Annotated in this window: 20 protein-coding genes and 1 riboswitch; of the genes, 10 read left to right on the top strand and 10 right to left on the bottom strand. The window is 74.2% G+C overall.

The window, feature by feature from the left end:
- Positions 1-99 precede the first annotated feature (99 nt).
- From QBL21_RS18995 to QBL21_RS19005, 3 genes are all read left to right on the top strand, one after another.
- On the top strand, positions 100-1,110 hold the full coding sequence (locus QBL21_RS18995; RefSeq protein ID WP_407563412.1) for a DUF5954 family protein: 1,011 nt from the start codon (positions 100-102) through the stop codon (positions 1,108-1,110).
- Positions 1,111-1,262: 152 nt separating this feature from the next.
- Positions 1,263-3,356, top strand: coding sequence for a prolyl oligopeptidase family serine peptidase (locus QBL21_RS19000; protein WP_407563413.1), 2,094 nt, complete (start codon positions 1,263-1,265; stop codon positions 3,354-3,356).
- A 79-nt stretch (positions 3,357-3,435) separates the two neighbouring features.
- Positions 3,436-3,912, top strand: coding sequence for a Rieske (2Fe-2S) protein (locus QBL21_RS19005; protein ID WP_407563414.1), 477 nt, complete (start codon positions 3,436-3,438; stop codon positions 3,910-3,912).
- A gap of 187 nt (positions 3,913-4,099) precedes the next feature.
- Here the strand turns inward: QBL21_RS19005 and QBL21_RS19010 are convergent, their stop codons facing one another.
- Complete coding sequence (locus QBL21_RS19010; protein ID WP_407563415.1) at positions 4,100-4,999, bottom strand: LysR family transcriptional regulator; 900 nt, start codon at positions 4,997-4,999, stop codon at positions 4,100-4,102.
- Between the two features lie 74 nt (positions 5,000-5,073).
- Between QBL21_RS19010 and QBL21_RS19015 the strand changes: the two genes are divergently transcribed.
- Positions 5,074-6,072 carry a DMT family transporter gene (locus QBL21_RS19015; protein ID WP_407563416.1) on the top strand — a complete coding sequence of 333 codons (999 nt, stop codon included), beginning with the start codon at positions 5,074-5,076 and terminating at the stop codon, positions 6,070-6,072.
- Positions 6,073-6,078: 6 nt separating this feature from the next.
- Here QBL21_RS19015 and QBL21_RS19020 read toward each other — a convergent pair whose 3' ends face one another.
- The gene (locus QBL21_RS19020; protein WP_407563417.1) at positions 6,079-7,410 is read right to left on the bottom strand and encodes an aminotransferase class I/II-fold pyridoxal phosphate-dependent enzyme; all 1,332 of its coding nucleotides are present in this window, start codon (positions 7,408-7,410) and stop codon (positions 6,079-6,081) included.
- A gap of 88 nt (positions 7,411-7,498) precedes the next feature.
- Between QBL21_RS19020 and QBL21_RS19025 the strand changes: the two genes are divergently transcribed.
- Positions 7,499-8,170, top strand: a complete 672-nt coding sequence (locus QBL21_RS19025) for a pyridoxamine 5'-phosphate oxidase family protein (RefSeq protein WP_407563418.1) — start codon at positions 7,499-7,501, stop codon at positions 8,168-8,170.
- A gap of 31 nt (positions 8,171-8,201) precedes the next feature.
- On the opposite strand, the gene QBL21_RS19030 is transcribed toward QBL21_RS19025, so the two are convergent.
- Positions 8,202-9,206, bottom strand: a complete 1,005-nt coding sequence (locus tag QBL21_RS19030; protein ID WP_407563419.1) for an EamA family transporter — start codon at positions 9,204-9,206, stop codon at positions 8,202-8,204.
- Between the two features lie 188 nt (positions 9,207-9,394).
- On the opposite strand from QBL21_RS19030, the gene QBL21_RS19035 reads away from it, so the two are divergent.
- Entirely contained in the window at positions 9,395-10,162 is a 768-nt protein-coding gene (locus QBL21_RS19035; protein ID WP_407563420.1) for a DUF4232 domain-containing protein, read from the top strand.
- Positions 10,163-10,214: 52 nt separating this feature from the next.
- On the opposite strand, the gene QBL21_RS19040 is transcribed toward QBL21_RS19035, so the two are convergent.
- The 3 genes from QBL21_RS19040 to QBL21_RS19050 form a co-directional block, all read right to left on the bottom strand.
- Entirely contained in the window at positions 10,215-10,769 is a 555-nt protein-coding gene (locus QBL21_RS19040; protein ID WP_407563421.1) for a PadR family transcriptional regulator, read from the bottom strand.
- Positions 10,770-10,941: 172 nt separating this feature from the next.
- Positions 10,942-11,457, bottom strand: coding sequence for a lytic polysaccharide monooxygenase auxiliary activity family 9 protein (locus tag QBL21_RS19045; RefSeq protein ID WP_407563422.1), 516 nt, complete (start codon positions 11,455-11,457; stop codon positions 10,942-10,944).
- A 106-nt stretch (positions 11,458-11,563) separates the two neighbouring features.
- Positions 11,564-12,328, bottom strand: a complete 765-nt coding sequence (locus QBL21_RS19050; protein WP_407566471.1) for a CPBP family intramembrane glutamic endopeptidase — start codon at positions 12,326-12,328, stop codon at positions 11,564-11,566.
- 101 nt (positions 12,329-12,429) lie between these two features.
- On the opposite strand from QBL21_RS19050, the gene QBL21_RS19055 reads away from it, so the two are divergent.
- Entirely contained in the window at positions 12,430-14,196 is a 1,767-nt protein-coding gene (locus tag QBL21_RS19055; protein ID WP_407563423.1) for a substrate-binding and VWA domain-containing protein, read from the top strand.
- A gap of 78 nt (positions 14,197-14,274) precedes the next feature.
- On the opposite strand, the gene QBL21_RS19060 is transcribed toward QBL21_RS19055, so the two are convergent.
- The gene (locus QBL21_RS19060; protein ID WP_407563424.1) at positions 14,275-15,768 is read right to left on the bottom strand and encodes a glutamate--cysteine ligase; all 1,494 of its coding nucleotides are present in this window, start codon (positions 15,766-15,768) and stop codon (positions 14,275-14,277) included.
- 453 nt (positions 15,769-16,221) lie between these two features.
- On the opposite strand from QBL21_RS19060, the gene QBL21_RS19065 reads away from it, so the two are divergent.
- Both QBL21_RS19065 and QBL21_RS19070 read left to right on the top strand, forming a co-directional pair.
- Positions 16,222-16,809 (top strand): hypothetical protein, encoded by a 588-nt coding sequence (locus tag QBL21_RS19065; protein ID WP_407563425.1) that lies wholly within the window; start codon positions 16,222-16,224, stop codon positions 16,807-16,809.
- Positions 16,810-17,065: 256 nt separating this feature from the next.
- Positions 17,066-17,272 (top strand): DUF5999 family protein, encoded by a 207-nt coding sequence (locus tag QBL21_RS19070; RefSeq protein ID WP_347579145.1) that lies wholly within the window; start codon positions 17,066-17,068, stop codon positions 17,270-17,272.
- A 124-nt stretch (positions 17,273-17,396) separates the two neighbouring features.
- On the opposite strand, the gene gcvP is transcribed toward QBL21_RS19070, so the two are convergent.
- The gene (gene gcvP, locus QBL21_RS19075) at positions 17,397-20,294 is read right to left on the bottom strand and encodes an aminomethyl-transferring glycine dehydrogenase (RefSeq protein ID WP_407563426.1); all 2,898 of its coding nucleotides are present in this window, start codon (positions 20,292-20,294) and stop codon (positions 17,397-17,399) included.
- Between the two features lie 177 nt (positions 20,295-20,471).
- Positions 20,472-20,568: riboswitch (glycine riboswitch) on the bottom strand.
- Positions 20,569-20,708: 140 nt separating this feature from the next.
- On the opposite strand from gcvP, the gene QBL21_RS19080 reads away from it, so the two are divergent.
- On the top strand, positions 20,709-21,119 hold the full coding sequence (locus tag QBL21_RS19080; RefSeq protein ID WP_407563427.1) for a PRC-barrel domain-containing protein: 411 nt from the start codon (positions 20,709-20,711) through the stop codon (positions 21,117-21,119).
- Here the strand turns inward: QBL21_RS19080 and QBL21_RS19085 are convergent, their stop codons facing one another.
- Positions 21,120-22,490, bottom strand: a complete 1,371-nt coding sequence (locus tag QBL21_RS19085) for a DNA polymerase IV (RefSeq protein ID WP_407563428.1) — start codon at positions 22,488-22,490, stop codon at positions 21,120-21,122.
- Between the two features lie 92 nt (positions 22,491-22,582).
- Positions 22,583-23,131 carry a MerR family transcriptional regulator gene (locus QBL21_RS19090; protein WP_407566472.1) on the bottom strand — a complete coding sequence of 183 codons (549 nt, stop codon included), beginning with the start codon at positions 23,129-23,131 and terminating at the stop codon, positions 22,583-22,585.
- Positions 23,132-23,134: the final 3 nt, after the last annotated feature.

A 23,134-nucleotide genomic window follows, 5' to 3' on the forward strand; every position in this document is an offset into this window, starting at 1 on the left:
CCGAAAGGCCATCGCCTCCTCGGCGGTCGGCCCCAACGCCCGCGGCTCACCTGCCGAAAGCGGTCACCGTGTGGTGATCGGTCGGGCACACTGAGAGACATGCGCGACAACGCTGACCGCAAGCCCCAGCGTGTGACGATCCGCCTGCCCGACCAGGACGATCCCGTCGCCGGCGTCACCGAGACGGACGCCGCCCAGCACGCGATCCGCTATCCGTACATGCTGGTGCGCGGGCCGCTGTTCGGTATCGCCGAGCAGCAGCCGGACCAGGGACCGCTGTGGCGGCTGCGATCCGACATGGACTCCGGCATGCCGCAGGACGCCCGCGACGCGCTCAACTCACAGTTGTGGTTCACGGCCAAGGACCGGGCCACCGACCGCGAGCACCGCCGGCGGTTGCTGGAGGCCGTGGCGCTGCTGGAACGGGAGCCGGTCGACGAGGTCCGCGTCGGCCCGGTCCGCTACCGCATCGTGCGTGCGGACGAGTTCAGCCAGACCGACGGCCGCCGCCCGGAGCCGCCGCGCCCGACGGATCCGGATCCGGAGGGCTGGGAGGACGACGACGCCGAATCCCACACCCGCGGCTTCGTCATCGACCCCGGCGCCGCGACCGGGCCGGCCGAAGCGCTCCAGCGGATCGTGCTGCACGACTTCGCGTACACGTCCCCGCGCTTTCCCCGCGAGGTACGCGGCGACTCCGAGGCCGCCGTCGTCTCCCACCCGGACGTGGTGATGCTCCCCGCGGTGTTCCGGGTGCTGGTGGAGAAGGAGAAGTCGTGGGAGACGCTCGGCTCCCAGCACGCCACCCCGCAGCACGCGCGCCGCGGGCTCGTCGACTTCCTCACCAACACCCACGGCTTCCCCCCGCCGATCGGCCCGCCCGAGGAGGACGCGGCGGCCTGCCGGCAGGCCGCGGCCGACTTCCGCCGACGCCGGCGGGCCAACGAGCTTGAGGTGTGCGGGCGGCGGTTCCTGATCGTACGGGTGGCGCGGACGATCCGTGTCGGACCGGACGGGCCCGAGCCGCCCCGCCCCTCGGACGTGGACGAATACGGCCCCTGCCAGATCCATCCGACGATGGACGCGGACGGCACCATCACCCACGACTGACACCGCCCGCCCGGCCGGCCCCGGCGCGACCGCTGTTCGCCGAGGCCGGCCGCCGCGGCTTCGCCCGGGGTGCGGTGCGGTCCGTTCCTTCACGCATTGCCCTGAACTGTCCCCCTGGTGGCGACGGCCGATCTCTGGGCATGGTCTCGGGCATGAACGTAAACCGCGCGCCGGAGTTCCCCCGCCAACTCGCCCGTACCCGAAAATTCACGCTCGGACTGCCGCACGCCGTGACCGTCTCGCCGGACGGTGAGCGGGTGCTGTTTCTGCGGACCGGCAGCGGGGCGGATCCGGTGGCGCGGTTGTGGCTGTACCAGGAGGGCGCGGAGCGGGAGTTGGCCGATCCGGCGGGTCTGGCGCGGGGCGGGGCGGAGCCCGTCGCCGAGCGGGTGCGGCGGGAGCGGGCGCGGACGCGGACGGCGGGGGTCACCTCGTACACCACGGACTCCGCCGTGCGGCTCGCCGTGTTCGCGCTGGGCGGTGAGCTGTGGGCGGTACGCACGGACGGTTCGGCGCCGTTCCGGGTGCCCGCCGCCGGGCCCGCCGTCGATCCGCGCCTCTCCCCCGACGGCCGGCACGTCGCGTACGTCACGGGTGGGGCGCTGCACGTCGTTCCCGTGGCGGGCGGCGGTGACCTGCTGCTCGCGGCGCCGGACGGGCCCGACGTGACGTACGGGCTGCCCGAGCACGTCGCCGCCGAGTCGATGCACCGCAGCCGCGGCCACTGGTGGGCCCCCGACGGCCACGCGCTGCTCGTCGCGCGCGTGGACGAGACCGACGTGCAGCGCTGGCACCTCGCCGACCCCGCGGATCCGGCGGCCGAGCCGCGCACCGTGCGCTACCCGACCGCCGGCACGACCAACGCGGACGTCTCGCTGTACGTGGTCACGCTCGACGGCCGGCGTACGGAGGTGGCGTGGGACCGGACGGCGTACGAGTATCTGGCCACCGTCCGCTGGGACGCCCACGGCCCGCTCCTCGGGGTGCAGAGCCGCGACCAGCGAACGCTGCTCACCCTCGCCGCCGACCCGGGCACCGGCGCCACCCGCGTGCTGGCCGAGACGCGCGACGCGCACTGGACCCGGCTGGTGCCGGGCACCCCGGCCAGGACCGCATCCGGCGCGCTGCTCCAGGTCACGAACGACACCGCCACGGACACCTACCGGCTCGTCCGCGACGGCGAGCCCGTCACGCCCGCCGGGCTCCAGGTGCGCGCGGTGCTCGGGGTGACGGGCGAGCGGGTGCTGTTCACGGCGGCCGAGGACCCGACGCAGCGGCATGTATGGGCGTACGAACCGGGCCCCGGCTGCACGCGCCTGAGCGACGAGGCGGGGCACCACACGGCGACCGCCGGCGGCGCGACGACGGTGCTGGAGAGCGTGACGCCCGCGGGGTCGGCGGCCCACGTGCTGGCGTCCGGCCGCCCGGGGGCGGCGCTGGCCTCGCTCGCCGAGGAACCGGTGCTCCGGCCCGGCCCGCTGCACCTCGACGGGCCCGACGGGCTGCGCGCCAACCTGTTCCTGCCGTCGTGGCACCGCCCCGGCGGCGGCAGGCTGCCGGTGCTGCTCGACCCGTACGGCGGCCCGGGGCTGCGGCTGGCGGTGCCGGCGCGCGGGTGGTGGACGCTGGTCTCGCAGTGGTTCGCGGAGCAGGGCTTCGCCGTGCTGGTCACCGACGGGCGGGCCACGCCCGGCGCGCCGTCGTGGGAGCGGATGAGCACCGGCGACAAGCGGGACACGGCCGTCGCGGACCAGGTGCAGGGGCTGCACGCGGCGGCGGCCGGCCATCCCGACCTCGACCTGGACCGGGTCGGCATCCGCGGCTGGTCGTTCGGCGGCTTCCTCGCCGCCGCGGCGGTGCTCACCCGGCCGGACGTCTTCCACGCCGCCGTCGCGGGCGCGCCCGTCACCGACGCGCGGCTGTACGACACCCACTACCAGGAGCGCTTCCTCGGCCACCCCGCCAAGCACCCCGAGCACTACGACCGCTCGTCCCTCGTGGGGCTCGGCCACCGGCTGCGCCGCCCCCTGCTGCTCGTCCACGGCCTCGCGGACGACAACGTCGTCGCGGCCCACACCCTTCGGCTGTCCGCCGAACTGCTGGCCGCGGGCCGGCCGCACAGCGTCCTGCCGGTGCCCGGCGCGTCGCACATGATCTCCGACGACGCGATCGCCGAGAATCTGCTCTGGTTCGAGCTGGCGTTCCTGCGGCGTGAGCTGAACGCCGACCCCCCGCCGTACGTATGAGGGCGCTGAGGCACACGAACAGAACGCCGGGCCCGCCGGCCCAAGGCGGACGACCGGCGCCCCAGGAAAGGGCCCCACCATGACGCAATCCCGCAACCCGGCCCGACTCACCGCCCGCCGCACCGTCGTGGCCGCCGTCGGCGCCGGCGGCCTCACCGCCGCGCTCGCCGCCTGCGGCGACGACCCGGGCGACTCCGGCGGCTCGGGCGACCCGGGCGACTCCGGCGGCGCCCAGGAGGAGCAGCCGCAGGAAGGCGGCGGAGACGCCGGCCCGCAGCTCGGCACCACCGCGGAGGTGCCCGAGGGCGGCGGCAAGATCTTCAAGGACCAGAAGGTGGTCGTCACGCAGCCGGAGCCGGGCGAGTTCAAGGCGTTCTCGGCGGTCTGTACGCACCAGGGCTGCCTGGTCAGCAGCGTGGAGGACGGCACGATCAACTGCGCGTGTCACGGGAGCAAGTTCGCCATCGCCGACGGCAGCGTGACGAAGGGCCCGGCCACGCAGCCGCTGGAGGCGGAGGACGTACGGGTCGACGGAGGCGTGCTGCGCCAGGGCTGACCGGGCGCACGGCAGGGACGTACGGCCAGGTGTACGGGCCGGGGCGTACGGCACAGGCGCACGGCTGAAGGCGTACGGCGGACGGGGCGGGCCGGGCGGCCGCGGGTGGGGCGGCCACCCGGCCCGGACCCGCATCCCGCCACCGGCCCCGGTCTGCGAATCCCGAACCCCGGTCCGCCGGCCGCGCTCAGATCGCGCGGCCCGCCGCCTGGAGCGCGCGCACGGCCTCCCTGATGGACGGCCGGCGGTCCGCGTCTGAGCGCCAGATCGCGTAGATGTGCCGGTGCATCGCGCCCCGTACCGGCAGGATGCGCACTCCCGCGGGCACCGGCCCGCGGCCCAGCCGCGGCGCGACGGCGACGCCCAGGCCCGAGGCGATGAGCGCGAGCTGCGTGTGGTGCTCCTCGGCGGTGTGCGCGATGCGCGGCTCGATGCCCTTGGCGCGCAGCGTGAACACCAGCCAGTCGTGGCAGAACTCGTTCTCCGGCCACGAGATCCAGTCGTCGTCCGCGAAGTCCTCCAGGACCACGTGCGCGCGGTCCGCCAGCGGGTGCCCCTCGGGCACGGCGACATCCGCGACGTCGTCGTGCAGCGGCGCCCGGGACAGGCCGGGCGGCAGCGGCAGGGGCTTGTTGTACCAGTCCAGCACGACGCCGAGGTCGTGGTCGCCGCGCATCACGCGGGGCACCGTCTGGTCCGGCTCCTGCTCGCGCAGCCGGACGCGCAGCTCGGGGTGGTCGCGGCGCAGCGCCACGAGCGCGGCGGGGAACAGCCCGCGGGCGGCGGTCGGGAACGCGGCGAGCGCCAGCTCCCCGACGGGCCGGCCGCGGTGCGCCTCCAGCTCGGACTGCGCGGCCTCGACCTGCGACAGGATCCGGGTGGCGTGCTCGGAGAGCAGCCGGCCGGCGTCGGTGAGGCGTACGCCGCGGCCGTTCTTGGCGAGCAACTGCTGCCCGGTCTCCCGCTCCAGCTTGGCGAGTTGCTGGGAGACCGCGGAGGTGGTGATGTGCAGCCCGTCGGCCGCGGCGCTCACGGAGCCGTGCCGGGCGACGGCGGCCAGGGTGCGCAGGCGCTCCAGGTTCAACATGTAAGTGATGCTACGAGATAGGGGCCATAAAGTCTCGCTTGTGCTACGAGGAATGCGTGGCTCACCGTAGCTCCATGACGACGGCACCGGCAGCAGCCACCGACCAGGCCACTCCCGCGGCCGCCGCGCCCCCGCGGTCCTTTCCCGACTGGCGCGTCCGCTTCGCCGCCCTGTCGGTCGTCTGGGGCTTCAGCTTCCTGCTCATCAAGGTCGGCACCGACGGCTTCGCGCCGCTCCAGGTGGCGCTGGGCCGGATGGCCTTCGGCTCGGCCGTCCTCGTCGCCGCGCTCGTCGTACGCCGGGAGCGGCTGCCGCGCGGGGTGCGGACGTGGGGGCACATGGCGGTGGCCGCGTTCTTCATCAACGCGCTGCCCTTCTCCCTCTTCGCCTACGCCGAGCTGCACATCAGCTCCTCCCTCGCCGGGATCTGCAACGCCACGTCGCCGCTGTGGGCGATGCTCCTCGCCCTCGTCGCGCTCCGGGAGGACCGGCCGACGCGCCGCCGGGTCGCGGGGCTGGGCCTCGGGTTCGCCGGGGTGCTGACCGTCCTCGGCGCGTGGCAGGGCTTCACCGGCCAGGACCCGCTGGGCACCGTGCTCGCGCTGCTCGCCTCGGCGTGCTACGCCGTCGGCTGGATCTACGTCCGCCGCACCCTCGCCGGCAGCGGGCACTCCCATCTGTCGCTCGCCGGCACGCAGTTGCTCCTCGGCACCGCGCAGCTTGTCGTGGCCACCGCGCTGTTCACCTCGGCGCCTGCCGCGTTTCCCACGGGGCCGCTGCTGGCCGTCGTGACGCTGGGGGTGCTGGGCACGGGGCTCGCGATGCTCCTCCAGCACGGGCTGGTGGCCGACGTCGGTCCGACGACCGCGCACACGGTCACGTACGTCATCCCGGTCATCGCCACCGCGGCGGGGGTGGCGCTGCTCGGCGAGGAGCTGACGTGGAACACACCGGTGGGGGCGGCGGTGGTGCTGGCGGGTGCGGCGCTCTCGCGCGGCCGGCCGCGCGGGGGCCGGACGCAGGGCCAGCCGGTACGGGCGCTGCCCGCGGACTCCGTACGGCGGTTTCCGTAGGCGCCCTCAGACGTACCGCCGTCCCGGCGCGGGCCGTACCGCCGCCGCGACCGCGTCCGCCAGCGGCTCCACCTCGTCGGCGGCCAGCGGCGAGACGGTCAGCCGGATGCCGGGCGGTGAGGCGAGGCGGAAGCGGGCGCCGGGCGCCGCCGCCCAGCCGGTCCGGAGGAGCTGCGTGACGGCGGAGGTCTCGTCGGGCACGGGCAGCCACACGTTCATGCCGCTGCGTCCGGTGGCCTTGACGCCGCGGCGCGCGAGCGCGGCGAGCAGCGCCTCGCGCCGCTCGCCGTACGCGCGGGCGACCGCCGCCGGGTCCAACGCCCCGCCGGCGCGCAGGTGGGCGACGGTGTCCTGGAGGAGCCGGCTGACCCAGCCGGGGCCGAGGCGCTGGCGGCCTTCGACGCGGTCCACGGTCACGCGGTCCCCGGTGAGCACGGCGAGCCGCAGGTCCGGCCCGTACGCCTTGGCGGCGGAGCGCACCGCGAGCCAGTGCCGGGCGGCGCCGGCCAGCGGCTGGAAGGGCAGGTCGACGATGGCGTGGCCGTGGTCGTCCTCGACGAGCAGCACCTCCGGGTGCCGGGCGAGGACGGCGCGCAGTTCGGCGGCGCGCTCCGGGGTGAGCGCGGCGCCGGTCGGGTTCTGCGCGCGGGAGGTGACGACGAGCGCCCGGGCGCCGGAGGCCAGCGCGGCCGCCGCGCGCTCCGGCAGGGGCCCTTCGTCGTCCACCTCCACCGGCACCGGCCGCAGGCCGAGCGCGGGCACCAGGTCGAGCAGGCTGCCCCAGGCGGGGTCCTCGACGGCGACGGCGTCGCCGGGGCGCAGATGGGCGGTGAGCGCGCGCTCGATCGCGTCGAGCGAGCCGGAGGTGACGGCCACGGGGCCGGGCGGCACGCCGTCGGCGTCGAAGTCGGCGCGGGCGAGCCTGGCCAGTTCGGGGGCGATGCCCTCGTCGCCGTAGAGCACGGGGCGTACGGCGTGGCGGGCCGCCGCGGCGGCGAGGGCGTCGGCGAGCGGGGGCAGGAGCGCGGGGTCGGGGTTGCCGGTGGACAGGTCGCGGGCGCCGGGCGGCACGGCGACGCGGATCTGCTCGCGGGGGGCGGTGGCGGGCCGGGCGCGCACGCGGGTGCCGCGCCGCCCCGCGGTCTCGACGACGCCGCGCTCGCGCAGCATGCGGTACGCGGCGGCCACCGTGTTCGCGTTGACCGCCAGCTCCGCGGCCAGCGCACGCAACGGCGGCAGCGGGGCCCCGGGACGCAGCGCACCGGCGCCGATGCCGCGCTCGATGCTCGCGGAGATCTCTGCTGCGCCCCGCCCTTCGATCCGATACTCTCCTAGCACAAACAAGATATTGCACTAGTGCAATAGGAATGGCAAGTACGCGCCGCACACCGGCAGCACGCACCGCCGAGCACCGAGGGAGCCGCCCGTGTCCACCACGACCCCCGCCGCCTACCGGCCCACCGACCGGACCGTACCGACGCGCTCCCGCGAGCGCGCGACGTACGACCGCGAGGCGGTGCACTCCGTGCTCGACGCCGGATACGTCTGCCACCTCGGCTTCGTACGCGACGGCCGCCCCGTCGTCCTGCCCACGCTCTACGCCCGCGTCGGCGAGCAGTTGTACGTGCACGGCTCCACCGGATCGCGCCCGCTGCGCACCACCGGGCGGCACGAGGACACCGGACTGCCGGTGTGCCTGACGGTCACGCACGTCGACGGACTGGTGCTGGCCCGCTCCGCGTTCCACCACTCGATCAACTACCGCTCCGCGGTGGTGCACGGCGACGCGTACCCGGTCACCGACCCCGGCGAGCGGACGAGGGCGCTCGACGCGATCGTCGACCACGTCCTGCCCGGCCGCTCCGCCGACTCCCGGCGCGCCAACGCCAAGGAGCTGGCCAAGACGGCCGTGATACGCCTCGCCATCGAGGAGGTCTCCGTCAAGGCGCGCACCGGCGGCCCCAACGACGAGCCGGAGGACCTGGAGCTGCCGTACTGGACGGGGGTGGTGCCGGTCGCGCCCGCGTACGGCGCCCCCGTACCGGCCGACGACCTCGCGCCGGGCATCGAGACGCCCGGCTACCTGCCCGCGGGCTGACGCCGGGGCGCAGCGCCCGGCGCGGCGGGCGTCACTGGTGCGACAGCTCCTTGCCGTCGTCGCGCGGCTGCGGCACGTTCCCGGTGACCGGCGCGCCGCGCTCCCCCGAGGCCGCAGCCGACGCGGCCGGCGCCGCGAGCTGCGCCGTGAACGCGCCGATCAGCACCAGCGCGCCGCCCACGATCTGGGCCGCGCCCAGGTGCTCGGCCAGCAGCACCCACGCCAGCACGGTGGCGACGACCGCCTCCAGGCAGGCGACGACGCCCGCCACCGGCGGCGACAGCCGGCGCACGGCGAGCACGCCGAACAGGTACGCCAGCACGGTCGTGACCAGGACGATCCAGACGATCAGGGTCCAGGCCGGCGGGTGCATGTCGCCGAGTTCGGCGCGCTCGCCGAGCAGCGACCACTCCAGGTTCCAGGGCCGGGAGACGAGCGTGAGCGCGACGGCGCCGACGATCAGCCCGTACGCGATGACGCCCAGCGGGTGCGGCGCCCTGCCGTCCGCGGAGTCGGCGCCGTGCCCGGCAAGGACGAAGTACGCGCACTGGCAGCACGCCGCGCCGAAGGCGAGGAGCAGCCCGAGCGCGTCGAAGCCGAGCCCGGCCCAGACCTCGACCACGCACGCCAGCCCGGTGACAGCGAACAGCACGCCGACCGCCGCCTGCCGGGTGACCGGCCGCCGCTGGACGAACCGCACCCAGCCCAGCACCAGCGCCGGGCCGAAGAACTCGATGAGCAGCCCCACCCCGACCGGGATCCGGGCTATGGCCGCGAAGTAGAACGCCTGCACGCCGGCGACCGCGAGTATGCCGAACCCGGCGAGCAGCGCCGGACGCTCGCGCACCAGCGCGCGGTGCCGCCAGGCGAGCGGCAGGAGCACGAGTGCGGCGCCGGCGATACGCAGCCACACCACGTGCAGCGAGTCCATGCCCTGCTCGATGAGCGGCTTCGCCGCCACCCCGGAACCGCCGAACGCGAGCGCGGAGGCCAGCGCGAGCCCGAGTCCCGCGCGCCTGTCGAATGACTGCTGCATGCGGGCGATTATGTCAGCGCCGTACATGAGTGTCATTCTTCTTTGCTGCTGACAAGAGGCGTGCGGGCGTGAACCGCGCATCCTCGCCCCGCCCGGCGGGAAGACGCGGGGTGGAACCGATCGCTCCCCGCTCGGGTCCAAGGACCGACACCCCACGATCTGGTCACTACGAGAGCCAGGGGGAAGACATGACACGACAGCCCGGCCGCGCCCGCACCCGCACCGCCCTCGCCGCCCTCGCGGCGGCGGGGCTGCTGGCCGCGGGCTGCGGCGCCGGTTCCGACGGCGCACGCACGGAAAACGCGGGCAACTCCAAGCCCCGGCAGGCGGACGGCGCCGGCGAGGACGAGAGCGCACGGAACGGGGACGGCGCCCGGCAGGACGCGGGCAGCAAGGACGGCGGCAAACCGGCGAAGGCGGCCGGCCCCGCGGAGGACGACGCGGAGGACCCCGCGGCGGACGACGGCGCGGCGGCCGAACCGCTCAAGGCGGAGCCCAAGGCGGCCGGCGGCTCCGGGGCGGCACCCTGGTGCCGTACGGACGACCTGTCGGCCTCCGTACGCGCGCTCAACTCCGCGGCGGGCAACCGCTACGCGGCGCTCGTCCTCACCAACGACTCGGACGCGGCCTGCCGCACCCGCGGCTGGACCGGCCTGCAACTGGTCAAGGCAGACGGCACCGACGTCCCGACCCGGACGGTAAGGGACCGCAGCCGCACCCCGTCGATGCAGACGCTCGCACCCGGCTCGTCGGCGTGGAGCCGACTGCACTGGACGGTGGTGGCGGGCAACGCGGACGACGCGAGCGGCACCTGCCGGCCGAAGCCGGCGGAGCTGGAGGTCATCCCGCCCGACACGTACCACCACACGGACACCGCGTGGCAGCTCGGCGAGGTCTGCGACGCCGGGCGCATCGAGGCCCTGCCGCTGGCGAAGGGCGACGGCCCGGCGCGGTGACACGCGCGCGGCTGAGCCGCGGTGCCCGGCCGGCCGAACCGGGCACCGGGGCTCAGCGCTCCTCGGCGAGGATCAGGTAGAGCTTCTTCCGGGCCTCGTTGACCACGGCCAGCGCCTCCTGGCGCTGCTCGGGAGTGCCGGTGGTGTACACCTGCCGGAACGCCTCGGCGAGCGCGAAGCCCGACTGCCGGACCTCCTGGAGCGCCTCCCAGTCGGCGCCGCGCCCGGCGTCCTCCCAGGGCGCCTCGGGCCCCGACTCGGCCTCTTCGCGGCCGGCGTCGGTGAGCGAGAACAGCTTCTTGCCGCCCTCGGTGGCGCTGGCGATCAGCCCCTCGTCCTCCAGCAGTTGCAGCGTGGGGTACACCGAGCCGGGACTCGGCTTCCAGGCCCCGCCACTGCGCTCGGAGATCTCCTGGATCATCTCGTAGCCGTGCATGGCCCGGTCCTTCAGCAGGGCCAGGATCGACGCGCGCACGTCACCGCGCCGCGCCCGCCCCCGCGGCCCGCCGCGGCCCCGCCCGAAGGGGGGCCCGAACGGCGGGCCGAACCCGCCGAAGGCCGAACGACGCCCGTCGCGCGGGCCGTATCCGTGTCCATGGGATCGCATGGTCATCACCTCTTCTAGATCTCTTCTGCGATCGATTGCGACACGTCAACGATATATCGCCGACAGTCGAAAGGCAACCCCGGCCCTTCCGGACACGGCCACGCACGACGAAGCCCCCGGGGAGCCGGTGGCTCCCCGGGGGCGTGGCGCTGCCGTTACGGCTGCCCCGGCGTCAGCGGATGTTGACGTCGATGCAGGCGTAGAAGGCGTTGGACGTGTCGTACACGTTCCACACGGCGAGGACCTTCTGCCGGCCCGAGATGTTGCCGAAATTGACCGTGTGGCTGAACTGCGAGGGCGGCTGGGCGCCGCCGTCGTTGAACTCGGCGACCTTCTGGCCGCCGACGAAGTACTGCCACGTGCTCGTGCGGTGGTTGGCCGTGATCTGCCAGTTGAACGACTGCGTCCGGTTGATGGACGTGACCGCCCAGCCCTTGCCGTCGTCGTTGAGCTCGGCGAACCTGCTGTTCCCGCCGTGACAGCTCTTCAGACCCTTGGGGCCCTCGACACTCTGCGGCTCCCACTGGATCTGACCACACGAAACAGTGCCCGCCTTACATTGCTGCTGCCGGCTGGGCGGCGAGGTGATCCAGCCGTGTGCACTCGCCTGCGGAGCCGGGAGGGCGAGCACGACCAACGGCGCGACGGTCGCGGCGACGACCGCTACGCGCTTCTTGAGACTGCGCATCTTGTCTCTCCCTGCATGGGGGGCATTGGTCTAGACTTTATCTATTGTCAGACCACCGTCAAGAGCGCGGACCAGGGAGACTTCCGGGCCGGCGACGCGGACCCCTTCATTCCGTGGGCAGCCACCCCACCTTCCCCGCCAGCAGCGCGTACCCCACGAAGGCGACGATGTCGATGAAGGCGTGTGCCGCCACCAGCGGCCCGACCCGCCCCCACCGCCGGTACAGCAGGACGAACACCACGCCCATCACCGCGTTGCCGATGAAGCCGCCGATCCCCTGGTACAGGTGGTACGTCCCGCGCAGCAGCGAGCTGGCCGCCAGCCCCGCCGCCGGCGTCCAGCCGAGCTGGTCCAGCCGGCGCAGCAGATAGCCGACGACGATGACCTCCTCCACCACGGAGTTCTGCACCGCGGAGAGGATCAGCACCGGGATCTTCCACCACACGTCCGGCAGCGACTCCGGTACGACGGTCAGGTTGAACCCCGCCGCCCGCGCACCCAGGTAGAACGCCAATCCCGTGCCGCCGACCACCGCCGCCAGGGCCGCGCCCCAGCCCAGGTCGAAGGCCGGCCGCCGGTGGTCGAACCCCACCGCGCTCAGCCCGCCCGCACGCTCGCGCACCAGCAGGTACGCCACGAGCGCCACCGGCACCAGCGCGGTGGTGATCCCGAAGAGCTGCCACGCAAGATCGAGCCACGGACGGCCGGGCGCGGCAGAGGAGTTGAGGTTGGCCGACTGCTCCCTCAGCCCGCCCGGCCGGGTCACCGAACCGATGAAGCTGATCAGGGCCGAGACCGCGCTCGCGCCCAGGGACAGCGCCAGTACCAGCAGCGTTTCGCTGCTCAGCAGCCGACGGGACTGGTCCTGCACTCGCTCCTCCAATTGCTCAATCCCTCCCCACGGGACCCACCGTGTCGCTAGGGTCACGGAAAAAACACGTGACCAATATGCTGCTGTCCGGGGGGACGACCATGGGACGACACAGCTTGCCCGAGGTGTACGGAACGGACGACGCCGTGCTGCGGCGCAGCGTACGGGGCCGCGCGGTGGTCATCGCGGCCGCCCTCGTCCTGGCGATCGGCGCGGGAACGCTGGTCGCGGTGCAGACCGGGCTGCTCCCGGAGGACGAACCGTGCGAGGGCGCGGACCTCGAACTCAACGTCGTCGCCTCGCCCGACATCGCCCCCGCCGTCCGCAGGACCGCCGACCGCGCCCGCAAGGCGAAGCTGAAGTCCGACGGCCGCTGCCTGGACATCGAGGTGACCGCGCGGCCCGCCGCCGAGGTCGCCCAGTCACTGCGCAGCAAGGACACCCGGCCGGACTTCCAGGTCTGGATCCCCGACTCCTCCCTCTGGACGGGCATGGTCACCTCGGCCGGCGACGGCGCGAGCATCGACGAGGTGACCCGCCTGGCCACCTCGCCCATCGGCATGGCCACCCTCCCGGACGGCGCCCGGAAGCTCGGCTGGCCCGAGAAGACGTACGGCTGGGCCGAGCTGACGGACGCCGCGATGGGCGACGACGCCGGCCTGCGCCTCGGCACCGCCGACCCGGCCGTCAGCGCCACCGGCGCGCTCGCGCTGACGGCGATGCACCGGGCCGGCGGCAAGGACGCGGACACCCGTACCGCCGCCACCGCCAAGCTGCTCGCCGAGCGCGTCGAGCCCGGCGACGCCGCGGTGCTGGCCTCGCTGCCGGACTCCGGTCTGGACGACCCGCGGGACAACGACGCCCTGTTCCTCTCCGAGCAGGCCGCCTTCCGCCACAACGCCGACGCGGGCACCGGCCGGCGGCTCGACATGTTCTACCCCGAGGGCGGCGCGGTCGCGCTGGACTACCCGTACGCCATCGTCAACAACGACGCCATGGCGATGGACCGCGTCCGCGCCGCCAGCCGCTTCCAGCGGCTCCTCACCGACGGGAAGTCCGCCGACCTGCTGCGCCGGCAGGGCTTCCGCTCCCCCCAGGGCCGCCTGGACGCGGAGCTGGCGATGGCCGCCGGCGGCGCCGCGCCGCAGCCGTTCGGCGCGGCGCCCGCCGAGCCGCCGACGCCCGACGAGGTCGCCTCGGTCCTGGGCATGTGGACCGTCACGGTGCAGAGCGCCCGGCTGACGACGGTGGTCGACGTCTCCGGGTCGATGGGCGAGCCCGTGCCCGGCGAGCCGGGACAGACCCGGATGGACGTCACGAAGAACGCGCTGATCCAGGCGCTCGCCCAGTTCACCGGCGAGGACGAGATCGGTCTGTGGCGGTTCTCCACCCGGCTGGAGGGCGAGCAGGACTACGAGGAGGTCGCCGGCACCACGCGGCTGGCCCAGCGCACCGACGACGGCACCAGCCACCGCGAACGCCTCGCGAGCGCCTTCGGCGGCCTCCGGCCGGTCGAGGGCGGGGCGACGGGCCTGTACGACACGGCGCTCGCGGCGTACGAGCGGCAGGTCAAGGAGTACGCGCCCGGTCGCTTCAACGCCGTGGTGCTGCTCACCGACGGCGCCAACGAGGACCCCGGCAGCATCTCCGTCGAGACCCTCGCCGCGCGGCTGCGCGAGGCGGCCGACCCGGAGCGGCCGGTGGGCCTGATCGCCATCGGCGTCGGTCCGGACGCGGACGTCGAGGCGTGCGGGCGGATCGCGAAGGCGGTCGGCGGCGAGTCGTACCGGGTGACGGACCCGAAGGAGATCCACGCGGTGCTGTTGCGGGCGGTGACGGACGCCGGCGCCAAGGCGGCGCTGTCCTGAGCCGTACGGCGGGTACGGATACAGGAACGGATGCGGGCCCGGACACCGGCACGGCTGCCGGGCCCGCCCGCCGCGCCGTCAGTCCACCGGCCAGCGGTGCACAGGCTCCTCCGTGCGCGTCAGCTCCACGTACCGCCGCGTCATCTCCGCGAGCGCCGCTCCCCGGTCGAGACCGCGCCCCAGCGCCCGGTGGTACGCCGCCGACTGCCACGACGCGCCGTTGACCCGCCGCCGGCAGCGCTCCTCGATGACGCCGAGGTAGCGGTCCCGGTCGGCCGGGTCGACGCCCCAGGCGTCCAGCCCGGAGGCTGCCATGGGCAGCAGTTCGTCCCGTACGAGCTTGACCACCGGCACCCGCGCCACGCCGCCGAGCCGCCGCCGGCCGGGCCACACCAGCGTGGCGTCGATGCCGTCTCGGCAGGCGGCGGCGAAGTTGGCCGCCGCGCCGTCGAAGGGCAGCCGGCCCCAGACGGGCCGCTGCTCGTCGGCGAGGGTACGCACCAGCCCGTAGTAGAACGCCGCGTTGGCGACGACGTCGGTGACGGTCGGCCCGGCGGGCAGCACCCGGTTCTCCACCCGCAGGTGCGGCACGCCGCCGGCGATGTCGTACACGGGCCGGTTCCAGCGGTAGACGGTGCCGTTGTGCAGCACCAGCTCGGACAGCTCGGGCACCCCGCCCTCGTCCAGCACGCGCAGCGGCTCCTCCTCGGAGCACAGCGGCAGCAGCGCGGGGAAGTAGCGGATGTTCTCCTCGAACAGCTCCAGCGGCTCGGTGACCCAGCGCTCGCCGAACCACGCGCGCGGGCGCACACCCTGCGCGCGCAGCTCCGGCGGCCGGGTGTCGGTGGCCTGGAGGAACAGCTCGGGCCGCGACTCGCTCAGCAGCTCACGGCCGAAGACGAACGGGGCGTTGGCGCCGAGCGCGATCTGCACGGCCGCCGCCGCCTGCGAGGCGTTCCAGACGTCCGCGAACCGCCCGGGGGTGACCTGGAGATGCAGTTGGACGGAGGTGCAGGCGGCCTCGGGGGCGATGGAGCCGGTGCTGTACGTCAGCTCCTCCACCCCGTGCATGTCGAGGGTGATCTCCTCGCCGCGGGCGGCGAGGATCTGCTCGTTGAGCCGGTGGTAGCGGTCCACCTCGGAGAGGTTCGCGGAGACCAGGTCCGCGCCCGTCAGCGTGGGCAGGATGCCGATCATCACGATCCCGGCGTCCACCTCGCGCGCCTGCCGGTCGGCGTACCACAGCCCGGTGCGCAGTTCCTCCGCGAGCTGGTCGAGCACCCGGCCGGCGAGCCGGTGGGGCGCGATGTTGACTTCCAGGTTGAACTGGGCCAGCTCGGTCTGGAAATCGGGGCTCGCGATACGTTCCAGCACTTCGGTGTTCATCATGCGCGGCATGCCGTCCGCGCCCACGAGATTCAGCTCGATCTCCAGCCCCATCAGATTCTGCGGGCGATCGAATCTCTTCTCCTCCAGCAGTCGCTCCAACCCCGCGAGACACTCGCGGAGCCGTTGCCGATAGCGGTGACGGTCGGACAGGTCGAACCCGCCGGCCACGACCTTCTCGCCCATCGAGGCTCCTCCTCGGCTCGGCTGCCCGGGATGATGCCCAGGCGCGGGGATCCCTAACGCCCGGAACCGCCGTTCATCGGCTACGCTGGCCGCCCGCGCCGGACAGAATCGTTTCGATTGCACACCGTCGGGCGCGCGCCGGGCCGCTCGCCGATTGGTCGCAATCACCGACGAGATCCGGCCGACCGGCGCCCGGGCCGCTGCGACGCCCGCCAGGCGGGATTCGCCGATCTTCCCGAAATACCAGTAAATATTCGACCGAAAATCCCCTTGCGGAATTCACCCGTCCGGCAAGGCGGAAGGACCCCCACCGGTAGTCGTATAAAATTCGCGAACGAGGCAGAGAGTTGGCGCCCTTGCACGGATGCGGTCCCCTCTGACCCCGCTAGCAGACAGCGCCGTCCGCATCTTGCCCCTGCTCTGCTCCACGTCTGTCGAAGGTAGGCGACCCCTATGCCGCTCAGCGTCCTCACGCCCCCCTCCCCGGCTCTGCGCAGCGTGCACGCCGCGCTGAAGTCCCCGACGGCGGTGCGCGGGACCCGTACGCTCGCGCCGGCCTCGGCGGCCGGACCGGCGGGCGCCACGGACCCGCTGCCCGTCCACGTCCTGGACGGTGTCGGCGCCGCGGACGGCACGCCGCAGGCGGCGCTGACCGGCTGGCGGTTCCACCTCGCCGCCGAGGGCCGCGTGGTCGCCGCCGCGGAGGCGCGGATCACCCCGGACGGCTGGGCGTTCTCACACTTCTCCGAGGGCCCGTACGTCGCCTCCACCCAACGCGCCCTGCGCCAGGCCGAGTCGCTGTCCACCCTCCTCCAGCCGCGGCTGCTGTCCGTACCCGAGCTGTACATGGTGACGCTCTGGCTGCGTGCGGACACCGACGCCGCAGCCGAGTCGGGCGAGGTGGACCCGGCCGACCTGCTGGTGCCGCTGGCGCCCGCGCCGACCGGCATACGCGCCCACCGCGCGCACCTCGCCGGGGACCTGCTGCCCGCGCTGCGCGACCGGCTGGCGGCGGCGCGGCTGCTCGGCTCCTCCGCCTGATCACGGCGAGGTCACGGTCTGATCACCGCTGTGGACTAGTCCACTCCCGCCGGTGCACCCCCCGAAAGGATGGTCAGGCACCGAGCAACCGCCCGCGAGGGTGATGCGTCTTCAGCCCCGGAGACCACCTGCCGGTAAATCCCTGCGAATTGACGCGCGCGGGGGAACACTGGATGCGGAACGAGTCGACACGGGGGCGGCGATGACATCTTCAGACCGCAGGACCGAGACCACGAAACGGCGAGAGTACCCAGCCATGTGCCAGCACCAGCCACCTTGTCCCACCGCCCAGTCCACCGACCGGGAGGCGGCGCGCCCGGTGGCGAACCACCCGGGGCAGGGCTGGAGCCTGCTCTGCAACGGCGTCCTGCTGTTCGAGGACACGGGGGAGCTGCTGCCGGACGGCCGGATCATCGCGCCGCACCGGCCGCCGAACGCCGACGACGTGACCGCCGCGGCCTGAGCGGCACACCCGACCGAGCCGGCCGGCGCCCGCCGGCCGGTCTCCCGTATCCGCACACCCGCCCGGAACGCCACCGGCCCGGCGCGGGACGCCGGGCCGGGTGCGGTACGCACGCAGGAGCACGTCAGGCGTCGTACTCGTCCAACGGGGGGCAGGAGCACACCAGGTTGCGGTCGCCGTAGGCGCCGTCTATCCGGCGCACCGGCGGCCAGTACTTGTCCGCGGGCGTCACCCCGGCCGGGAAGACGGCCTCCTCGCGCCCGTACGGGTGCCGCCACTCTCCCGCGAGCTGCGCCGCGGTGTGCGGTGCGCCGACCAGCGGGTTGTCGTCCTTGTCCCACTCCCCCGTGCCGACCCGCTCGATCTCCCGCCGGATCGCGATCATCGCCTCGCAGAACCGGTCGAGTTCATGCAGGTTCTCGCTCTCGGTCGGCTCGATCATCAGCGTCCCGGCCACCGGGAACGACATCGTCGGGGCGTGGAAGCCGTAGTCGACGAGCCGCTTGGCCACGTCGTCGATGGACACTCCGGTCGCCTTGGTCAGCGGCCGTACGTCGACGATGCACTCGTGCGCGACGAGCCCGCCGGGCCCCGCGTACAGCACCGGGAAGTGCGGCTCCAGCCGCTTGGCCACGTAGTTGGCGCCGAGCACCGCGACCTGGCTGGCGCGGCGCAGGCCGTCCTCGCCCATGAGCTTCATGTACGCCCACGAGATCGGCAGGATGCCGGCCGAGCCCCACGGCGCCGCGGAGACCGGGCCGACGCCCGTCTCGGGGCCCGCGGCGGGCTGGAGGGGGTGGTTCGGCAGGTACGGGGCCAGGTGCTCGCGGACGGCGACCGGGCCGACGCCGGGGCCGCCGCCGCCGTGCGGGATGCAGAACGTCTTGTGCAGGTTCAGGTGCGAGACGTCGCCGCCGAACTTCCCCGGCCCGGCGAGGCCGACCAGCGCGTTGAGGTTGGCCCCGTCCACGTACACCTGGCCGCCCGCGGCGTGCACGGCGTCGCAGATCTCCGTGATGTGCTCCTCGAACACGCCGTGCGTGGAGGGGTAGGTGACCATGAGCACAGCCAGTTCCTCGCCATGGGCCGCGATCTTCGCGCGCAGGTCGTCCGCGTCCACCTCGCCGTTCTCGGCCGTCCTGACGACCACGACCTTCATGCCGGCCATTACCGCCGAGGCGGCGTTCGTGCCGTGCGCGGAGGACGGGATGAGGCAGACGGTGCGGCGCTCGTCGCCGTTGGCGCGGTGGTACGCCCGTACGGCCAGCAGGCCCGCCAGCTCGCCCTGCGAGCCGGCGTTGGGCTGGAGGGAGACCTTGTCGTAGCCGGTGACGGCGGCCAGGCCGTCCTCCAGCTCGTGGATCAGGGTCAGATAGCCCTCTGCCTGGTCGGCGGGCGCGAACGGGTGCAGGCCGGCGAACTCGGGCCAGGTGACGGCCTCCATCTCGGCGGTCGCGTTGAGCTTCATCGTGCAGGAGCCGAGCGGGATCATGCCGCGGTCCAGCGCGTAGTCCCGGTCGGCGAGCGTGCGCAGGTAGCGCAGCAGGGCGGTCTCGGAGCGGTGCCGGTGGAAGACGGGGTGGGTCAGGTACTCGTCGGTGCGCAGCAGGCCGGCGGGCAGCGCGTCGGCGGTCGTGGCGTCCAGCTCTCCGACGTCGTGCCGGGCGACGCCGAAGGCGTCCCAGACGACGGCCAGGTGGTCGCGGACGGTGGTCTCGTCGCAGGAGATGCCGACGTGGTCGGCGTCGGCCAGGCGCAGGTTGACGCCGGCGTTGCGGGCGCGGGCGGTGACCTCGGCGGCCCGGCCGGGGACGCGGACGGTGACGGTGTCGAAGAACTCGTCGTGCACCACGTCGGCGCCGCCGGCCCGCAGGCCGGCGGCGAGGATCGCGGCGTAGCGGTGGGTGCGGCGGGCGATGGCCGCCAGGCCCTCGGGGCCGTGGTAGACGGCGTACATCGAGGCCATCACCGCGAGCAGCACCTGCGCCGTACAGATGTTGCTGGTGGCCTTCTCGCGGCGGATGTGCTGCTCGCGGGTCTGGAGCGCAAGCCGGTACGCCTGGGCCCCGTCGGCGTCCTTGGAGACGCCCACGAGCCGCCCGGGCAGGCTGCGGGCGAACTTCTCGCGTACGGACATGTAGCCGGCGTGCGGCCCGCCGAAGCCCATCGGGACGCCGAAGCGCTGGCTGGAGCCGACCGCGATGTCGGCCCCGAGCGCGCCGGGCGAGGTCAGCAGGGTGAGCGCGAGGAGGTCCGCGGCGACGGTGACGACGGCGCCCAGCTCGTGCGCCCGCCCGATGACGGGTGCGAGGTCGCGTACGGCACCGGAGGCACCCGGGTACTGGAGCAGCACGCCGAAGACGCCGCGCTCCGCGACGTCCGCGGGAATGCCTTCCGCGAGGTCGGCGACGACGACCTCGACGCCGGTCGGCTCGGCGCGGGTGCGCAGCACCGCGACGGTCTGCGGCAGGGTGTCGGCGTCGACCAGGAAGACGCCGTCCTTGACCTTGCCGACGCGCCGGGACAGCGCCATCGCCTCGGCGGCGGCCGTGGCCTCGTCGAGCAGCGAGGCGCCGGCGGTGGGCAGCCCCGTCAGGTCGGCGACGACGGTCTGGAAGTTGAGCAGCGCCTCCAGCCGGCCCTGGGAGATCTCCGGCTGGTACGGCGTGTACGCGGTGTACCAGGCGGGGTTCTCCATGACGTTGCGCAGGATGACCGGCGGCGTGTGGGTGCCGTGGTAGCCGAGGCCGATCATCGAGGTCAGCACCTCGTTGCGCGCCGCCAGGGCGCGCAGCTCGGCCAGCACCTCGGCCTCGGAGCGGGCAGCGGGCAGCGTGAAGGCGCCGGTGCCCTTGATCGACCCGGGTACGGCGGCCTCGGTCAGCTCGTCCAGCGAGCCGTACCCGACCTGGGCGAGCATCTTGGCCCGGTCGCCCGCGTCCGGACCGATGTGGCGCTGCTCGAAAGGGGTGCCGCGCTCGAGAGCGGAAAGCGGGATGCGGTGGGCGTGCGTCTCAGACAAGGGGCCTCCTGGTCGCGCGGACCTTCGCGGATACCCCTGGGCCGGGCACCCGTACGGCCTCCCCCTCTGTCATCCGGACCTGAGAGCTTCACCGGTCCGCCCGAAGTGGGCACGGTCCGGCTTGCACCGTCGGTGAGGAGGGGCCGCGCGGCGACCCGCCCTGCTTTCCAGAGTGACCTCGTCCGTGCGGTACGTGGGCCTGAGAGATTCCGGGGAGGAGTTGCTCCTTCGGCGCCTGCGCCTGGCGGGCGGAGGACTCTCCCGCACGGGGTCTACAGCCACGGCCAGCGTACCAGCGCACGCCCCGGCGCAACCGGGCGCGGGCCGTTCGTCCGGTGCGCCCGGGCGGCGCCCGCCGAGTGGCCGGAGGGCGCGTTGTGCCGTTACGTGGAGGCAGCGGAGCTGTGTCGAGACGTGGGAGGCACCGTGCAGACCGACATCGACCCCCGAAGCCTGATCGGCGTACGTGCGTACGACGGCAACGGCGACAAGCTCGGGACCGTCGACGAGGTGTACCTCGACGACGCCACCGGCGCCCCGCAGTGGGCGGCGGTGCGCACGGGCCTGTTCCACCGCGACGCGTTCGTACCGCTGGGGCCGAGCGAGCTGGCCGACGAGGGGCTGCGGGTGCCGTTCGCCCGGGAGCTGATCAAGGAGGCGCCGGACTTCGGCGTCGGCCGGCACCTCTCCCCCGGGCAGGAACTCCAGCTCTACCAGCACTACGGGATGGCGCTGCCGCCGGACGTCGCCAAGTCCCGCCCGAACGAGGCGCCGCAGCCGCCGCGGGACCGGGACTTCGGCGAGGTCGCCGGCTCGGACGACTGATCAGCCGCCGGACACCAGCGGCAGCGGGTCGGCCGGCTCCAGCGCCGGGTCGTCGGCGGCGAACGTACGCACCCGCCCGGGCGCCGAGCCCGGCACCTCGAACCGCACCGTGACCCGGCCGACGCCGCTGCCCTGCACCCAGCCGGGGCCGTGCTCGGCGTGCCGCACGTCCAGGCCCGGCAGCCAGTGCGGCGCCGCCGGCTCCGGCTCCGCCGGGGCGGGCGGCGGGGACGGCGCGGGCGGCGGCAGCGCCACCGGTCCGTCGGCGTCGACCGGCCCGTGCCGCGCCTCCGGCGCCTGGCCGGCCTGCGCGAACAGGTCCTCCTGGGTGAAGTCCGCAAGGCCGGTCACCCCGACGCCCAGCAACCGCACGCCCGCGGCCGTCTCCACCCCGTCCAGCAGCCGCAGCGCCGCCTCGGTGACCACGGCCGGGTCGTCGGTGGGCCCGCGCAGGGTCTCGGAGCGGGTGAGGGTGGAGAAGTCGTACCGCCGGACCTTCAGGACCACCGTCCGGCCGGAGCGCCCCGCGCCGCGCAGCCGCGTCACGCACCGCCGCGCCAGCCGCTCGACCTCCGTGCGGATACGGATCCGGTCGGTGAGGTCGACGTCGAAGGTGTCCTCGACGGAGACGGACTTGGTGTCCCTGTCCGCGACCACCGGCCGCTCGTCCAGGCCCAGCGCCATCACGTGGATGCCGGTGCCGTGCGCCTTGCCCAGCAGCCGCACCATCTCGTCCTCGCCGGCCTCCGCGACCTCCCCGACGGTGGTGATCCCGGCCCTGCGCAGCGTGTCCGCAGTCGCCGGGCCCACGCCCGGCAGCGTACGCACGGTCATGGGCCCCAGCAGCGCCCGCTCGCCACCCGGAGGGACCACGACCAGCCCGTCCGGCTTGGCCAGCTCGGAGGCGACCTTGGCGAGCATCTTGGAGGCGGCCAGGCCGACGGACCCGGTGAGCCCGGTGGCGTCGCGGATGTCCGCGCGCAGCCGCCGCGCCACGGCCCGCAGCGCCTGCTCCTCGGCGGGGGTGCCGCCGGCTTCGAGGTCGACGAACGCCTCGTCCAGGCTCAGCGGCTCCACGAGCGGCGACAGCACCCCCAGCAGCGCCATGACCTGGCCGCTGACCTGCTGGTAGAGCCGGAAGCGCGGGATGAGGAACGCGGCGTTCGGGCAGAGCCGGCGGGCCATGCCCATGGCCATCGCGGAGTGCACCCCGAAGACCCGCGCCTCGTACGAGGCGGTGGCCACCACGCCGCGCGGGCCGAGGCCGCCGACGATCACTGCCTTGCCCTTCAGGCTGGGCTTGGCGGCCTGCTCGACTGCGGCGTAGAACGCGTCCATGTCCAGGTGCAGGACGGACGGCGCGCTTCTCACACCGTGATGGTCCCCCATGGGTACGACATCGGCCCGACAGGGCCCGTACGGCAGCCCTGGCGGCGGCGTACGGGCCGGGGCGGGGGCGGGCGTCAGCCGGCGCGGCTGCGGCGGCGGGCCAGCTCGTCGGCGGCGTTGTGCCCGACCAGCGTCTCGCCGGTGTCGATGCGCTCCCCGTGCAACTGCGCGAGCGCCGCCTGCACGTCGCCCCAGACCACGCCCACGGCGATGCCGAAGATGCCCTGGCCGCCCTGGAGCAGCTCGACGACCTCGTCGGGGGACGTGCACTCGTAGACGGTCGCGCCGTCGCTGATGAGCGTCATCCGCTGAAGGTCGGCGGCGGCGGTGGCGCGCAGGTGCCGTACGGCCGTCCTGATGCTCTGGAGCGAGACCCCCACGTCCAGCAGCCGCTTGACGATCTTGAGTACGACGACGTCGCGGGAGCCGTAGAGCCGCTGGGTGCCCGAGCCCTGCACGGGGCGGACGCTGGGCTCGACCAGGCCCGTACGGGCCCAGTAGTCGAGCTGGCGGTAGGTGATGCCGGCCGCGGCGCACGCGGCCGGCCCCCGGTAGCCGACTTCCCCGGGGTCCGGGGAGGCGGCCGACGGCTGCCTCGCAGGCTCCGCGCCGTGACCGTACAGCGG

This window comes from Streptomyces sp. 184, from assembly GCF_045781775.1.
Classification (GTDB): Bacteria; Actinomycetota; Actinomycetes; order Streptomycetales; family Streptomycetaceae; genus Streptomyces.

Coding starts and splice junctions, on each gene's coding strand:
- QBL21_RS18995 (WP_407563412.1), top strand. CDS start 100: ATGCGCGACAACGCTGACCGCAAGCCCCAGCGTGTGACGATCCGCCTG.
- QBL21_RS19045 (WP_407563422.1), bottom strand. CDS start 11,457: ATGCGCAGTCTCAAGAAGCGCGTAGCGGTCGTCGCCGCGACCGTCGCG.
- QBL21_RS19055 (WP_407563423.1), top strand. CDS start 12,430: ATGGGACGACACAGCTTGCCCGAGGTGTACGGAACGGACGACGCCGTG.
- QBL21_RS19030 (WP_407563419.1), bottom strand. CDS start 9,206: ATGCAGCAGTCATTCGACAGGCGCGCGGGACTCGGGCTCGCGCTGGCC.
- QBL21_RS19035 (WP_407563420.1), top strand. CDS start 9,395: ATGACACGACAGCCCGGCCGCGCCCGCACCCGCACCGCCCTCGCCGCC.
- QBL21_RS19005 (WP_407563414.1), top strand. CDS start 3,436: ATGACGCAATCCCGCAACCCGGCCCGACTCACCGCCCGCCGCACCGTC.
- QBL21_RS19000 (WP_407563413.1), top strand. CDS start 1,263: ATGAACGTAAACCGCGCGCCGGAGTTCCCCCGCCAACTCGCCCGTACC.
- QBL21_RS19010 (WP_407563415.1), bottom strand. CDS start 4,999: ATGTTGAACCTGGAGCGCCTGCGCACCCTGGCCGCCGTCGCCCGGCAC.
- QBL21_RS19040 (WP_407563421.1), bottom strand. CDS start 10,769: ATGCGATCCCATGGACACGGATACGGCCCGCGCGACGGGCGTCGTTCG.
- QBL21_RS19015 (WP_407563416.1), top strand. CDS start 5,074: ATGACGACGGCACCGGCAGCAGCCACCGACCAGGCCACTCCCGCGGCC.
- QBL21_RS19060 (WP_407563424.1), bottom strand. CDS start 15,768: ATGGGCGAGAAGGTCGTGGCCGGCGGGTTCGACCTGTCCGACCGTCAC.
- QBL21_RS19065 (WP_407563425.1), top strand. CDS start 16,222: ATGCCGCTCAGCGTCCTCACGCCCCCCTCCCCGGCTCTGCGCAGCGTG.
- QBL21_RS19070 (WP_347579145.1), top strand. CDS start 17,066: ATGTGCCAGCACCAGCCACCTTGTCCCACCGCCCAGTCCACCGACCGG.